Source organism: Shewanella sp. SP1S1-7 (assembly GCF_031932105.1).
In the GTDB taxonomy this organism is placed as follows: Bacteria; Pseudomonadota; Gammaproteobacteria; order Enterobacterales; family Shewanellaceae; genus Shewanella; species Shewanella baltica.
Genome location: NZ_JAUOEU010000049.1, coordinates 1 through 15,608 on the forward strand (window position 1 = coordinate 1; position 15,608 = coordinate 15,608).

Annotated in this window: 11 protein-coding genes; all 11 read right to left on the reverse strand. The window is 46.1% G+C overall.

Features of this window, described 5'->3' with window-relative positions:
- Positions 1–107: 107 nt before the first annotated feature.
- Positions 108–2,204 (reverse strand): elongation factor G, encoded by a 2,097-nt coding sequence (gene fusA / locus Q4Q49_RS21480; protein ID WP_311901098.1) that lies wholly within the window; start codon positions 2,202–2,204, stop codon positions 108–110.
- A 77-nt stretch (positions 2,205–2,281) separates the two neighbouring features.
- Positions 2,282–2,752: a 30S ribosomal protein S7 gene (rpsG, locus tag Q4Q49_RS21485; protein WP_011787570.1), complete on the reverse strand. Its 471-nt coding sequence runs from the start codon at positions 2,750–2,752 to the stop codon at positions 2,282–2,284.
- Positions 2,753–2,833: 81 nt separating this feature from the next.
- Positions 2,834–3,208 (reverse strand): 30S ribosomal protein S12, encoded by a 375-nt coding sequence (gene rpsL / locus Q4Q49_RS21490; protein ID WP_006083605.1) that lies wholly within the window; start codon positions 3,206–3,208, stop codon positions 2,834–2,836.
- Between the two features lie 179 nt (positions 3,209–3,387).
- Positions 3,388–7,605 carry a DNA-directed RNA polymerase subunit beta' gene (gene rpoC, locus Q4Q49_RS21495; protein ID WP_312000399.1) on the reverse strand — a complete coding sequence of 1,406 codons (4,218 nt, stop codon included), beginning with the start codon at positions 7,603–7,605 and terminating at the stop codon, positions 3,388–3,390.
- 84 nt (positions 7,606–7,689) lie between these two features.
- A complete protein-coding gene (rpoB, locus tag Q4Q49_RS21500) occupies positions 7,690–11,721 on the reverse strand; it encodes a DNA-directed RNA polymerase subunit beta (RefSeq protein WP_106648463.1) in 4,032 nt (1,343 codons plus the stop codon).
- Positions 11,722–11,963: 242 nt separating this feature from the next.
- The gene (gene rplL, locus Q4Q49_RS21505; protein ID WP_106648464.1) at positions 11,964–12,329 is read right to left on the reverse strand and encodes a 50S ribosomal protein L7/L12; all 366 of its coding nucleotides are present in this window, start codon (positions 12,327–12,329) and stop codon (positions 11,964–11,966) included.
- 54 nt (positions 12,330–12,383) lie between these two features.
- Positions 12,384–12,884, reverse strand: a complete 501-nt coding sequence (gene rplJ / locus Q4Q49_RS21510) for a 50S ribosomal protein L10 (RefSeq protein WP_006083609.1) — start codon at positions 12,882–12,884, stop codon at positions 12,384–12,386.
- Between the two features lie 266 nt (positions 12,885–13,150).
- The gene (gene rplA, locus Q4Q49_RS21515; protein WP_106648466.1) at positions 13,151–13,852 is read right to left on the reverse strand and encodes a 50S ribosomal protein L1; all 702 of its coding nucleotides are present in this window, start codon (positions 13,850–13,852) and stop codon (positions 13,151–13,153) included.
- 4 nt (positions 13,853–13,856) lie between these two features.
- Positions 13,857–14,285, reverse strand: coding sequence for a 50S ribosomal protein L11 (gene rplK / locus Q4Q49_RS21520; protein ID WP_006083611.1), 429 nt, complete (start codon positions 14,283–14,285; stop codon positions 13,857–13,859).
- Positions 14,286–14,412: 127 nt separating this feature from the next.
- Positions 14,413–14,964 (reverse strand): transcription termination/antitermination protein NusG, encoded by a 552-nt coding sequence (gene nusG / locus Q4Q49_RS21525; RefSeq protein ID WP_106648467.1) that lies wholly within the window; start codon positions 14,962–14,964, stop codon positions 14,413–14,415.
- 9 nt (positions 14,965–14,973) lie between these two features.
- Positions 14,974–15,345 (reverse strand): preprotein translocase subunit SecE, encoded by a 372-nt coding sequence (gene secE, locus Q4Q49_RS21530; RefSeq protein ID WP_006083613.1) that lies wholly within the window; start codon positions 15,343–15,345, stop codon positions 14,974–14,976.
- Positions 15,346–15,608: the final 263 nt, after the last annotated feature.

Consider the following 15,608-nt stretch of genomic DNA (forward strand, 5'->3'; position numbering starts at 1 on the left):
TGAGGCTTAATACGTTCAAATTTAGCTTTTGCCACGATATATTCCTTTCTTTTCAGAATAGTCCAGTCAGTGCTGGACCATAATAACATTTATGTCGTAACTGGATATTAGCTACGAGATTCAATAATCGCTTTTGCAATGTTTTGCGGTGCATCAGAGTACTTCAAGAACTCCATAGAGTATGAAGCGCGACCCTGAGTAGCAGAGCGCAAATCAGTTGCGTAACCAAACATTTCAGAAAGAGGCACTACAGCATGGACTATTTTGATGCCACCAAAGCCATCATCCATCCCCTCAATCAAGCCACGACGACGGTTTAAATCACCAACGACGTCACCCATATAATTTTCAGGGGTAGTTACTTCAACTTTCATGCAAGGTTCGAGCAACGCAGGGTTTGCTTCAAGCGCACCCTTTTTGAAGCCCATAGAACCTGCAATTTTGAACGCCATTTCATTCGAGTCCACATCATGATATGAACCGTCGAATAGAGTGACCTTCACGTCCAACACAGGGAAGCCAGCGAGAACGCCATTCTTCATCTGTTCTTGGATACCTTTATCAACCGCAGGAATGAATTCACGAGGAATCACACCTCCCACAACTGCATTGACAAATTCGTAACCAGCGCCTTCTTCATTAGGCTCTAGTTTTAACCAAACGTGACCGAATTGTCCACGACCACCTGATTGGCGTACAAATTTACCTTCAGCTTCTACTGACGCTCGGATAGTCTCGCGGTACGCCACTTGTGGCTTACCTACGTTACATTCAACACCAAATTCGCGACGCATACGGTCAACGATGATGTCTAAGTGTAACTCACCCATACCCGAAATCAGAGTTTGTGATGATTCTTCGTCAGTTTCAACTCGGAATGATGGATCTTCCGCTGCAAGCTTTTGCAACGCGATACCCATTTTATCCTGGTCGGCTTTTGACTTAGGCTCAACGGCAATGGTAATTACTGGTTCTGGGAACTCCATACGTTCCAAGATCACTCTATGATCGTTATCACAAAGCGTATCACCCGTAGTCACTTCTTTTAAACCAATCGCCGCAGCGATATCACCAGCACGGACTTCTTTCAGCTCAGTACGATCGTTTGCGTGCATTTGCACCATGCGACCTACGCGTTCACGCTTCTGTTTGACAGAGTTGTAAACGCCCGAACCTGATTCGAGTACGCCAGAGTACACGCGAATAAAGGTCAAAGTTCCTACGAATGGATCTGTAGCAATCTTAAATGCCAATGCAGCAAAAGGCGCATTGTCATCTGATGGGCGTTCTACTTCTTGGTCGTTCTCATCGATGCCCTTAATTGGAGGCACATCAATGGGCGCTGGCAAGAATTCAATAACCGCATCAAGTACCGCTTGAACGCCTTTGTTCTTAAATGCAGAACCACAAGTCGCTAAAACGATTTCATTATTTATAGTACGCTGACGTAGCGCCTTTTTAATTTCGTCTTCTGATAGCGTGCCTTCTTCAAGGTACTTATCCATCAGTTCATCCGAAGATTCGGCGGCTACTTCAACTAGATACTCATGCATTTCAGCCGCTTTAGCCGCTAACTCTGCAGGGATCTCCTCATGAGTGAAAGTCATACCCTGGTCTGATTCATTCCAGTTAATAGCTTTCATCTTAATTAAGTCGATCACACCTTTGAAGTTTTCTTCTGCGCCAATATTCAATTGAATAGGCACACAAGTGGCTCCAAGACGAGTTCTAATTTGCTTCACTACACGTTCAAAGTCAGCACCTGCACGGTCCATTTTGTTGACAAATACTAAGCGTGGAACGCGGTATTTATCAGCTTGACGCCACACTGTTTCTGACTGAGGTTCAACACCAGATGAACCACAGAAAACGACAACAGCGCCGTCGAGGACTCGCAGAGACCGTTCAACTTCAATAGTAAAGTCAACGTGACCAGGGGTATCGATGATATTGATGCGGTGTTCAGTGAATTGAGCATCCATACCACGCCAGAATGTGGTTACCGCAGCCGAGGTGATAGTGATACCACGCTCTTGCTCTTGAACCATCCAGTCTGTGGTAGCGGCGCCGTCATGCACCTCACCGATTTTATGAGACAAACCGGTATAGAACAGAACACGTTCTGTTGTGGTGGTTTTACCTGCGTCAACATGAGCACAAATACCGATATTACGATAACGCTCAATTGGGGTTGTACGAGCCACTATTATACCCTCTCCACCAAGACCGAAGTCTTGGCAATATCAACAACATGGTGTGGGCCTAAGCCCACACCATCATATTACCAACGGTAATGAGCAAAGGCTTTGTTAGCTTCAGCCATGCGATGCACGTCTTCACGCTTCTTAACAGCAGTACCTTTGTTTTCAGACGCATCCAGCATTTCACCTGCTAGACGTAAAGCCATAGATTTTTCACCACGCTTACGAGCAGCTTCAACTAACCAGCGCATCGCCAGTGCGTTACGACGCACAGGACGAACTTCACATGGTACCTGGTACGTAGAACCACCAACGCGACGAGATTTAACTTCGACTGATGGGCGAACGTTGTCCAGGGCTGCTTCAAGGATAACTAAATGGTTTTCGCTTTTCTTTTCAGCGACAACATCTAGTGCCTTGTAAATAATTTTTTCTGCAGTCGACTTTTTGCCGTCTTGCATAATGACGTTGATGAACTTAGCCAGCAACTCACTGTGAAACTTTGGATCTGGTAGGATTTTACGTTGTCCTACAACGCGACGTCTTGGCATAACAATTCTCCGTATGCTTCAGGGATTTCCAAAACTGGAATTCTCAAAATAAAACTAGCTTGGCCTTACTTAACGGATAAGTTAAGACTTAGGACGCTTAGCACCGTATTTAGAACGGCTTTGGCGACGTGAAGTCACGCCTGCACAGTCTAATGCGCCACGAATAGTGTGATAACGCACACCTGGTAAGTCTTTAACACGACCACCACGGATTAAGATCACGCTATGTTCCTGCAGGTTGTGGCCTTCACCGCCGATGTACGAAGTCACTTCGAAACCGTTAGTTAGACGCACACGAGCTACTTTACGTAGTGCAGAGTTTGGTTTTTTAGGGGTAGTTGTGTACACACGTGTACAAACACCACGTTTTTGCGGGCACGCATTCAACGCAGGCACGTTAGTCTTGTCGACTTTTGGCGCGCGTGGCTTACGTACCAACTGGTTTACAGTTGCCATGTATAGCTCCGAGTCAGTTGAATCAAACTCAACGATAAGGTGTGAAAAATCTATATCCCACAATGGTGGGACGCGGAATTTTAGAAAGGTAATGCCTGACTGTCAAGAAATAGCCAACTTTTGCGGCATATTCCAAGAAAAAAGGCGCCATAGGCGCCTTTTTATAACAAACTGATTACTTAATCTTGGCTACCAGCCAGGTTTAAGAGATCGGCCAAGTTCTGTTCGGCTTCACTTGCAGTGATCTTATTCACTACTACAGGTTCGTTTTTCTTCGCACGCGCTTCATTACGAGTCTTGTGATAAGCGTAACCGGTACCGGCTGGGATCAGTCGGCCAACGATAACGTTTTCTTTCAGACCACGTAATTGATCGCTCTTACCACCTACGGCAGCTTCGGTCAGTACGCGCGTGGTTTCTTGGAACGATGCTGCTGAGATAAAGGATTCTGTTGCCAGAGATGCTTTAGTAATACCCAGTAGTTCACGTTCAAAGGTCGCAGGCACTTTACCTTGGGCGATCAGTTCGCGGTTAGCGATCTTAACGCGTGACACTTCAGCTTGTTCCCCTTCAAGGAACTCAGTGTCACCGGCAGAAGTGATAAGACACTTACGCAGCATCTGACGGATGATCACTTCGATATGCTTATCGTTGATCTTCACGCCTTGCAGACGGTAAACGTCCTGTACTTCGTTCACAATGTAGTTAGCTACGTTGTGGATACCACGAAGACGCAGAATGTCGTGTGCCGCTTCTGGACCGTCAGCGATAACTTCACCACGTTCGACTTTTTCACCTTCGAACACGTTTAAGTTACGCCACTTAGGGATCATCTCTTCATAGTGATCGCCGCCATCAGCAGGTGTAATCACCAAACGACGCTTACCTTTGGTCTCTTTACCAAACGAGATGGTACCAGAGATCTCCGCCAGAATAGCAGGCTCTTTTGGCTTACGCGCTTCGAACAAGTCAGCAACGCGTGGCAGACCACCGGTGATGTCGCGTGTTTTAGACGATTCCTGAGGAATACGAGCTAAAGCGTCACCCACGTTGATTTGCGCGTTATCTTCTAAGTTAACGATCGCACTACCTGGTAAGAAGTACTGTGCAGGTACTTCAGTACCTGGGATCATTAAATCGCTACCGTTAGCGCCAAGCAGACGGATCATTGGGCGCATTTCTTTACCCGCAGTACCACGCTGACCAACGTCAAGGATCACGATTGATGACAGACCCGTTAGTTCGTCTGTTTGACGTGTCATAGTAACACCGTCAATCATGTCTACGAACTTGATACTACCCGCCACTTCAGAAATGATTGGGTGAGTATGTGGATCCCAGTTAGCGATAACATCGCCCGCTTCAACAGCGGCTTCTTCTAGCTTCTCGAGCACAGTACCGTATGGCACTTTATAACGCTCTTTCTCACGACCCAGCTCGTCAATAACGGCCAGCTCAGAAGAACGAGAAACGATAACCAGTTTGCCGTCACTGTTAGTAACATGCTTAGCATTATGCAGTTTCAATGAACCCGAGTTTTTCACTTGGACATTGTTTTCTGCAGATGCTCTCGATGCCGCACCACCGATGTGGAACGTACGCATCGTTAACTGTGTACCTGGTTCACCGATAGATTGTGCTGCCACAACACCGATGGCTTCACCGTGGTTAATAATATGACCACGAGCCAAGTCACGACCGTAACAAGCTGCACACACACCGAAATCGGTATCACAAGAAATAACAGAACGAACAATCACTTCGTCGATTGAATGCTCTTCTAACTTGTCACACCATGCTTCGTCGAGTAGCGTGTTACGTGGTGCGAGTACGTCTTCAGTGCCTGGATAGAACACATCAATCGCAACTACACGACCCAGTACGCGTTCACGTAACGGCTCAACCACATCACCACCTTCAATCAGCGGTTTCATGGTTAGACCTTCGTGAGTACCACAATCGTCTTCGATAACCACTAAATCTTGTGCAACGTCTACAAGACGACGAGTCAGGTAACCCGAGTTCGCTGTCTTCAATGCCGTATCGGCTAGACCTTTACGCGCACCGTGAGTAGAAATAAAGTACTGGAGTACGTTTAGACCTTCACGGAAGTTAGCGGTAATTGGCGTTTCGATGATTGAGCCGTCTGGCTTAGCCATCAGACCACGCATACCCGCCAACTGACGGATCTGTGCGGCACTACCACGAGCGCCTGAGTCAGCCATCATATAGATGCTGTTAAACGAGGCTTGTTTCTCTTCAACACCATCACGGTTAATCACTGTCTCAGTTGACAGGTTTTCCATCATAGCTTTAGAAACTTTTTCGTTGGCACTTGCCCAGATATCGATAACTTTGTTGTAACGCTCACCAGCTGTAACTAGACCAGATTGGAACTGCTCTTGAATTTCAAGAACTTCCGCTTCTGCATCAGCAACTAAGGTGTATTTCTCGTCTGGAATAACCATGTCATCGATACCGACAGAGGCACCAGAGATGGTTGCAAAACGGAAACCGGTATACATCAATTGGTCAGCGAAGATAACAGTATCTTTCAGACCCAGTTGACGATAACAGGTGTTCAACAGTTTAGAGATCTGCTTTTTGCCCATGTTCTGGTTAACCAGATCAAATGACAAACCTGCTGGCAGAATCAATGACAGCAGAGCACGACCCACAGTAGTATCAACGATACGACGTTGTTCAGTACGTTCACCTGCGTCACCAATAATGGTTTCAGTGATACGCACTTTAACGCGGGCATGCAGTTCAGCAGCGCCAGTTGCGTAAGCTTTTTCAACTTCAGCAACAGACATAAATGCCATACCTTCACCACGGCCGTTAATACGCTCACGGCTGGTATAGTACAGACCCAATACCACGTCTTGAGACGGGGTGATAACAGGCTCGCCGTTGGCTGGTGACAGGATGTTGTTGGTAGACATCATCAGGGCACGGGCTTCAAGCTGCGCTTCCAGTGTTAACGGTACGTGTACCGCCATTTGGTCACCGTCGAAGTCGGCGTTGTATGCCGCACAAACGAGTGGGTGTAACTGGATGGCTTTACCTTCAATCAGTACTGGTTCGAATGCTTGGATACCCAGTCTGTGCAGTGTTGGTGCACGGTTGAGCATCACTGGATGTTCGCGGATCACTTCATCCAGAACGTCCCATACTTCCGCCACTTCACGCTCAACCATCTTCTTAGCTGCTTTGATGGTAGTAGCTAAGCCACGACCTTCTAGCTTGCCATAGATGAATGGCTTGAACAGTTCCAATGCCATCTTCTTAGGAAGACCACATTGGTGCAGACGTAGAGTAGGACCTACGGTAATGACCGAACGACCAGAATAGTCAACGCGCTTACCCAATAAGTTCTGACGGAAACGACCTTGCTTACCTTTGATCATATCGGCCAAAGATTTCAGAGGACGTTTGTTAGAACCGGTAATAGCACGACCACGACGACCGTTATCTAATAGCGCATCAACAGACTCTTGTAACATACGCTTTTCGTTGCGTACGATAATGTCTGGCGCAGCTAAATCTAACAGACGCTTCAAACGGTTGTTACGGTTGATCACGCGGCGATACAGGTCGTTAAGATCTGAAGTCGCGAAGCGGCCGCCATCGAGCGGTACCAATGGACGTAAGTCAGGTGGTAACACAGGCAGTACTTTTAAGATCATCCACTCAGGCTTGTTGCCTGAAGTGTAGAATGCTTCCATCAACTTAAGACGTTTAGTCACTTTCTTGCGACGAGTCTCAGAGTTGATTGAAGGCAATTCTTCACGCATTTGTTCGATTTCTTTCGCTAAATCGATAGCACGTAACAGTTCAAGCACTGCTTCGGCACCCATTTTAGCTTCGAACTCATCACCGTATTCTTCTAATGCATCCAGATAAGTTTCTTCTGTCAGCATTTGGCCACGCTCAAGGCTGGTCATGCCAGGCTCGATCACGACAAATGATTCAAAATACAGTACGCGTTCAATATCACGCAGCGTCATATCCAGCATTAAGCCGATACGTGACGGTAGTGATTTTAAGAACCAAATGTGCGCAACTGGGCTAGCCAGTTCGATGTGACCCATACGCTCACGACGTACTTTAGTTTGGGTTACTTCAACGCCACACTTTTCACAAATAACACCACGGTGCTTCAAACGTTTGTACTTACCGCACAAACATTCGTAATCTTTGACTGGGCCAAAGATACGCGCACAGAACAGACCTTCACGCTCAGGCTTGAAGGTACGGTAGTTGATGGTTTCTGGCTTCTTAACTTCACCAAAAGACCAAGAACGGATCAGATCAGGCGATGCCAGACCAATTTTGATGCCGTTAAATTCTTCAGTCTTGCTTTGCTGTTTCAGAAACTTTAATAAGTCTTTCACGTTTCTCTCCTGAAGGAGTTAAACCGGGTGCTCCGCTCGCACGGAGCACCATTCTGTTTGCCAAACGCGGCTAAAGGCCTGCGCTTATGCCTGATCCAACTCGATATTAATACCGAGTGAACGGATCTCCTTCAGTAACACGTTGAAGGACTCTGGCATGCCAGGTTGCATCTGATGGTTACCGTCGACGATGTTCTTATACATCTGAGTACGACCGTTAACGTCATCCGATTTAACGGTGAGCATTTCTTGAAGCGTATAAGCGGCACCGTATGCTTCTAGTGCCCACACTTCCATCTCACCGAAACGCTGACCACCGAACTGAGCTTTACCGCCCAGTGGTTGTTGAGTCACTAAGCTGTACGAACCGGTAGAACGGGCGTGCATCTTGTCATCAACTAAGTGGTTCAGTTTGAGCATGTACATGTAACCAACAGTTACTTGACGCTCAAATTCGTTACCGGTACGACCATCAAACAACTTCAACTGACCAGAGGTTGGCAAACCTGCAAGTTCAAGCATCTGCTTGATCTCTTTCTCTTTAGCACCGTCGAATGCAGGAGTTGCAATCGGGATACCGCCTTTCAGGTTAGTCGCAAGACGTAATACTTCATCATCAGTGAATGAATCGATATCGACGCGCTGTTGCACTTCGTCACCTAATTCATAAACTTGCTTGATGTAGCCACGAACTTCAGCCAGCTCGCGCTGTTCTTCAAGCATCGCAGTGATCTTGTTACCAATACCTTTGGCAGCGGCGCCCATATGGACTTCAAGTACCTGACCAATGTTCATACGTGATGGAACACCTAGCGGGTTCAATACGATGTCTACTGGGTTACCTTGTTCGTCATACGGCATGTCTTCGATTGGGCAAATCTTAGAGATAACACCCTTGTTACCGTGACGACCCGCCATCTTGTCACCAGGTTGGATAGTACGCTTAACCGCTAAATAAACCTTAACGATCTTGAGTACGCCTGGAGCCAAGTCATCACCTTGGGTGATCTTGCGACGTTTGATTTCAAACTTCTTATCGAAGTCAGCTTTCAGCTCTTCATGCTGTTCAGCTAATTGCTCAAGTTCAGTTTGTTTTGCTTCATCGTCAATGACTTGAATCAAAACATCTTTACGTGGCAACGCAGCAATTTGCGCTTCAGTGAAACCAGCACCGATTAACAGGTTACGTGCACGGCTCAAAACACCTTCTTCAAGGATCTTGAACTCTTCGCCTAAGTCTTTACGAGCTTGGGCAATGTGCATCTCTTCGATTTCAACTGCACGCTTGTCTTTTTCAACGCCGTCACGGGTAAATACCTGAACGTCGATGATAGTGCCCTTAACAGAGTTAGGAACACGCAGTGAACTGTCTTTAACGTCAGACGCTTTCTCACCGAAGATAGCACGGAGTAACTTCTCTTCTGGCGTCAGCTGTGTTTCGCCTTTTGGCGTCACTTTACCAACCAGAATATCGCCACCCTTCACTTCTGCACCAATGTAAACGATACCTGACTCGTCGAGTTTCGACAGAGCAGACTCACCAACGTTTGGAATATCAGCTGTGATTTCTTCGCTACCCAACTTAGTATCACGAGCGATACAAGACAGCTCCTGAATGTGGATAGTGGTGAAACGATCTTCTTGCGCAACGCGCTCAGAAATTAAGATCGAGTCTTCGAAGTTGTAACCGTTCCAAGGCATGAACGCGATACGCATGTTCTGGCCAAGGGCTAAATCACCTAAGTCAGTAGACGGACCGTCTGCTAACACGTCACCGCGAACCACTGGCTCACCAACAGCACAACAAGGGCGTTGGTTGATACAAGTGTTTTGGTTAGAACGGGTGTACTTAGTCAGGTTATAAATGTCGATACCGGCTTCGCCTGGGCGCAGCTCATCTTCATTTACTTTAACAACGATACGGCTCGCATCAACGTAGTCAATGAAGCCACCACGCTTAGCAACAACCACAACACCTGAGTCAACAGCGAGTGTACGTTCAATACCAGTACCTACTAGCGGCTTTTCAGAGCGCAGTGTTGGTACGGCTTGACGTTGCATGTTCGCACCCATCAATGCACGGTTAGCATCATCGTGTTCTAAGAACGGGATGAGCGACGCAGCAACTGAAATGATCTGCTGTGGCGAAACGTCCATATACTGGATGTCAGCAGCGCGCATAAAGGTAGATTCACCTTTATGACGACAAGCAATTTGCTCTTCTGCCATACGACCGTTCGCGTCAACTTCAATGTTCGCCTGTGCGATCACATAACGACCTTCTTCGATTGCTGACAAGTATTCCACTTCGTCAGTAATCACGCCGTCGATAACCTTGCGGTATGGCGTTTCTAGGAAGCCGTATGAGTTAGTACGGGCAAAGCTTGCTAATGAGTTGATTAGACCAATGTTTGGACCTTCAGGGGTCTCAATTGGACATAAACGACCATAATGCGTTGGATGTACGTCGCGGACTTCGAAGCCTGCACGTTCACGAGTCAAACCACCGGGGCCAAGAGCAGAAATACGACGCTTATGCGTTACTTCTGACAGCGGGTTGTTTTGGTCCATGAATTGTGACAGCTGAGAAGAACCGAAGAACTCTTTCACAGCAGCAGAAATTGGCTTAGCGTTAATCAAGTCTTGTGGCATCAGCTCGTTCAGATCGCCTAAAGATAGACGTTCACGCACGGCGCGCTCAACACGGACTAAACCTACGCGGAATTGGTTTTCAGCCATTTCACCGACGCTACGAATACGACGGTTGCCTAAGTGATCGATATCATCGACTTCGTCGAAACCGTTACGGATATGAATGATGTTCTTCATTACCGCGACGATGTCTTCTTTAGACAATACACCGCTACCTTCGTCATCAGGAATGCTGAGACGACGGTTGAACTTCATACGACCGACTTTAGACAGGTCATAACGCTCTTCACTGAAGAACAAGTTCTGGAATAGTGCTTCGGCAGCATCTTTGGTTGGTGGCTCGCCAGGACGCATCATACGATAGATTTCAACCAGTGCTTCTAAGCGGTTAGTGGTTGAATCGATACGCAGCGTATCTGAAATATAAGCACCATGATCTAGCTCGTTGATATACAAGGTGCTGAGTTCTTTAATACCGGCCAATGATAATTTAGCCAGATCTTCTAGGCTAATTTCACTGTTGGCAGAGACTAAAACTTCACCTGTATCCGGATCGATATAATCCTGAGCAGCATATTTGCCCACGATATATTCAACTGGCACTTCGAGCTCAGTGGTATTGGTTTTTTCTAATTGGCGAATGTGGCGCGCAGTGATACGACGACCAGCTTCAACCAATACAGAACCTTCAGCATCCTTGATGTCATAGCTGGCAGTTTCGCCACGCAGACGCTCAGGAACCAAAGCCATAACCAGAGTATCTTTCTTGATCTTGAACTCAACGCGTTCAAAGAACAGATCGAGGATCTCTTGAGTAGAATATTCTAATGCACGTAACATGATGGTCGCAGGCAATTTTCGGCGACGGTCAATACGCACAAATAGTGCATCTTTAGGATCGAATTCAAAGTCAAGCCATGAACCACGGTAAGGAATAATACGTGCGTTATACAGCACCTTACCTGATGAGTGGGTTTTACCACGGTCATGATCAAAGAACACGCCTGGAGAACGGTGTAATTGAGATACGATTACACGCTCAGTACCGTTGATAACAAAAGTACCGTTATCCGTCATCAATGGGATATCACCCATGTAGACTTCTTGTTCTTTAATATCTTTTACTGTGCCCGCCGCAGCTTCACGGTCATACAACACCATGCGTAATTTAACGCGTAGTGGAGCTGAGTACGTAACACCACGGATCTGACACTCTTTCACATCAAAAACAGGCTCGCCAAGCTTATAGCTGACGTATTGCAGTTCTGAATTACCAGAAAAGCTCTTGATGGGAAAAACGCTACGGAAGGCGGCTTCTAAACCGCGCTCACCGGTAGGATCTTGATCGGTGAACTTCTTAAAAGAGTCTAGCTGGATAGACAATAAATAAGGGATATCCAAAACTTTTGGACGCTTACCAAAGTCTTTGCGAATACGCTTCTTTTCAGAATAGGAGTAAACCATGGGTTTCCTCTGCTTACGAGATGTGACCAAGACTGAATAAATAACTTATGCTATTAAATTCAGCACGTTTGCCCATCACCGTTGATGGCAAGAACCTAACCAGTAATCTCTGCTAGGGACTGCAAAATTTGGCGACAAACGGTGAAAAAAAATCGCCAGCGCATATAGCGCAAAAAAGGCCGACGGTTAAAAAACCGCCAGCCTCCACCCAAGTGGCTTGGGTGAGCAAGCTAAATAATAGCTTACTTGATTTCTACAGAAGCACCAGCTTCAGTAAGTTCTTTCTTCAGAGCTTCAGCTTCTTCTTTAGAAACGCCTTCTTTAACTGCTACTGGAGCAGCTTCAGACATAGCTTTAGCTTCTTTCAGGCCTAAACCTGTTGCGCCACGGATTGCTTTAATAACAGCAACTTTGTTGTCGCCGTGAGCAGTCAGGATTACGTTGAATTCTGTTTGTTCTTCAACAACAGCAGCTTCAGCGCCACCAGAAACAACAGCAGCAGCGGCAGAAACGCCGAACTTCTCTTCCATTGCTTCGATCAGTTCAACAACTTCCATTACAGACATAGCTGCAAAGGCTTCTAAGATTTGGTCTTTAGTGATAGACATAACAAATGTTTCCTATTGTTCTGAATTCAATTTTATTAAGCAGCCAGCTTGAAATTAAGCGGCTTCTTGTTTTTGATCGCGCAGGGCGGCCAGTGTACGAACGAACTTGCCAGCAGATGCTTCTTTCATAGTCATCATTAACTGAGCTAGTGCTTCTTCGTATGTTGGCAGTTTCGCCAAACGATCAATTTCAGCTGCAGGGATGAAATTCCCTTCAAAGGCTGCGCCTTTAACTTCGAAGTTAGCTTGTTCTTTAGCAAAGTCTTTTAACAGACGTGCTGCAGCACCTGGGTGCTCTAAAGAAAAAGCAATCAAAGTTGGGCCAGTGAACGTTTCTGCTAGGCACTCAAAAGCTGTACCTTCAACAGCACGACGAGCCAATGTGTTACGTACTACACGTACATATACACCAGCTTCGCGAGCTTTTTTACGCAGACCGGTCATAGCACCTACAGTCACACCGCGAGAATCAGCGGCAACTGCAGATAGCGCACCTTTGGCAGCTTCGTTGACTTCAGCAACAATCGCTTTTTTGTCTTCGAGTCTTAATGCCATTGGCTTTACTCCTGGATTCTACCTAGGGTATTCCCTAGTATTTACCATACTAAATACTTATGTATTTAGTGACTTACGGTGCAGATTATCCAGTAAAAAAATTTAGCTGGGGCCTGACACCGTCTACGCAGGAAATTAAGTTATTTTTACAAAAAACACCTGCGGTCTTGGACGGAAACCTGAGTTACAACCAATTAAACGGCGATAAAACAGGCTTCAACCCACAAAGTGCGCGCATTATAGATTAATACGCTCACCTTGTAAAATTATATGGTTGTCTCAAGCGTAGCTTGATCAACTGCAACACCTGCACCCATAGTGGTAGAGATGCTAACCTTTTTCACGTATACACCTTTAGCAACTGCAGGCTTAGCCTTTTTCAGTGCAGAGATCAACGCTTCCAAGTTTTCTTTCAATTGAACTGGTGTGAAATCCACTTTACCGATAGTAGTGTGGATAATACCGTTCTTGTCGTTACGGTAACGAACTTGACCAGCCTTGGCATTCTTAACAGCTTCAGCAACGTTTGGTGTTACTGTACCTGTTTTAGGGTTAGGCATTAAACCACGTGGGCCTAAGATTTGACCTAACATACCAACAACGCGCATTGCATCTGGAGATGCGATAACCACGTCGAAGTTCATTTCACCGGCTTTGATTTGCTCAGCCAGATCATCCATACCAACTAGCTCAGCACCAGCAGCTTTTGCCGCTTCAGCATTTGCACCTTGTGTAAATACTGCAACGCGAACGTCACGACCAGTACCGTGTGGCAACACTGTTGCACCACGAACGTTTTGGTCAGATTTACGTGGGTCGATACCCAGGTTAACTGCTACGTCTACACTTTCAACGAATTTTGCAGTTGCTAATTCTTTTAACAGAGCAACAGCTTCGTTGATATCGTAGCTTTTAGTACCGTCAACTTTTTCGCGAATTACGCGCATGCGTTTAGTTAGCTTTGCCATTATATTAATCCTCTACAACCAAACCCATTGAACGCGCAGTACCTTCGATTGAGCGAGTCATCGCTTCAATGTCAGCACCAGTCATATCGGCAGCTTTAAGTTCAGCAATTTCTTGAACTTTAGCGCGTGCGATAGTACCCACTTTCTGAGTGTTTGGACGTGGAGAACCTGATTTCAGGCCTGCAGCAGTCTTCAGTAAGTAAGACGCTGGAGAAGTCTTAGTTTCAAAAGTGAATGAACGGTCACTGTATACAGTGATCACGACAGGAATAGGCATGCCTTTTTCCATTTTTTCTGTACGGGCGTTAAACGCTTTACAGAATTCCATGATGTTCACACCTTTTTGACCCAAAGCTGGACCAACTGGTGGTGACGGGTTCGCAGAACCTGATTTTACTTGTAGCTTAATATAAGCATCAATCTTCTTTGCCATCTGACATTTCCTCAGTTTGGGTTCAAACGCGCATCAGCGACATGCTGACGTGCTCCCCCGAAAACAACGGGGACGGATTATATAGAAACTCGCCCCCGTTGCCAAACGGATTTTGTATTTTATTTAATCAGCCTTTTTCAACTTGACTAAAGTCAAGTTCAACTGGCGTAGAACGACCAAAGATCATTACTGATACTTTTACGCGGCTCTTGTCATAATCCACTTCCTCAACGGTACCGTTGAAGTCAGCAAATGGACCATCACACACACGCACCACTTCACCAGGCTCGAAGATAGTTCTATGAGTCGGTGACGCTGTCGTTTCTTGTAAGCGACGCAGAATTGCATCCGCTTCTTTATCGGAAATTGGGGCAGGACGATCAGAGGTTCCGCCAATAAAGCCTAAAACACGCGGGATGCTTTTGACTAAATGCCAGCTGTCATCGTTCATTTCCATCTGGACTAACACATAGCCAGGGAAAAACTTACGTTCGCTCTTACGACGCTGACCTGCACGCATTTCAACGACTTCTTCAGTCGGGACCAATACTTCGCCGAAGTATTCTTCCATGCCGTGCATCTTAATGTATTCAATCAGTGACTTACAAACTCGGCCTTCATAGCCTGAGAATGCCTGCACTACATACCATCTTTTTTTAGCTTCTTTAGCTTCAGTCATTCGAGGTGCCTATACGCCAGTGATAAAATTGACAATTCGCATTAACACAGCATCCATACCCCAAAGGATAAGAGCTAAGATACCTGTTGCTGCAAGGACAATAAAAGTGGTGTTTAGTGCTTCTTGACGCGTCGGCCATACAACCTTGCGCACTTCGATATGCGCTTCACGGGCAAAAGCTAACGCTTTTTTACCTTTTACAGTCTGAAGCGCAATAAAACCAGCAATAGCGAATGCAACGATAACACTAAGCGCACGTATTACGGCACTGGCTTCGCTATACATTTGATTGCCAATAACAGCAGCGGCTAGTAATACAATCACTAAACCCCACTTCACGATATCCAGAGAATTGTTCTGGTTTTCAGTATTTGTTGTCATCGGTTTTTCCGTTACTCAATACGGCCTGAGCTTAGAGCACATTAATTGACGGGCATAATTCCCACATCATACTCTGCATTTCCGAACACCCTTAGAAACGCAAAATAGCATAAGCTCAGGGTCAAAAATCGGCCATAGATTGTATTCTTATTCGACTTTGTAAGCAAGGATGCGAATCCCATGCAATCCACAAAACCTGTGAAATAATCCACTTAAACAAAAAAGGAAGCCGAAGCTTCCTTTTCAAACTAATCTCTGTCGCG

Excerpts from the sequence above, each read along its gene's own strand:
- rpsG (WP_011787570.1), bottom strand. The coding sequence starts at position 2,752 with ATGCCAAGACGTCGCGTTGTAGGACAACGTAAAATCCTACCAGATCCA.
- rpsL (WP_006083605.1), bottom strand. The coding sequence starts at position 3,208 with ATGGCAACTGTAAACCAGTTGGTACGTAAGCCACGCGCGCCAAAAGTC.
- rpoB (WP_106648463.1), bottom strand. The coding sequence starts at position 11,721 with ATGGTTTACTCCTATTCTGAAAAGAAGCGTATTCGCAAAGACTTTGGT.
- rplL (WP_106648464.1), bottom strand. The coding sequence starts at position 12,329 with ATGTCTATCACTAAAGACCAAATCTTAGAAGCCTTTGCAGCTATGTCT.
- rplJ (WP_006083609.1), bottom strand. The coding sequence starts at position 12,884 with ATGGCATTAAGACTCGAAGACAAAAAAGCGATTGTTGCTGAAGTCAAC.
- rplA (WP_106648466.1), bottom strand. The coding sequence starts at position 13,852 with ATGGCAAAGCTAACTAAACGCATGCGCGTAATTCGCGAAAAAGTTGAC.
- rplK (WP_006083611.1), bottom strand. The coding sequence starts at position 14,285 with ATGGCAAAGAAGATTGATGCTTATATTAAGCTACAAGTAAAATCAGGT.
- nusG (WP_106648467.1), bottom strand. The coding sequence starts at position 14,964 with ATGACTGAAGCTAAAGAAGCTAAAAAAAGATGGTATGTAGTGCAGGCA.
- secE (WP_006083613.1), bottom strand. The coding sequence starts at position 15,345 with ATGACAACAAATACTGAAAACCAGAACAATTCTCTGGATATCGTGAAG.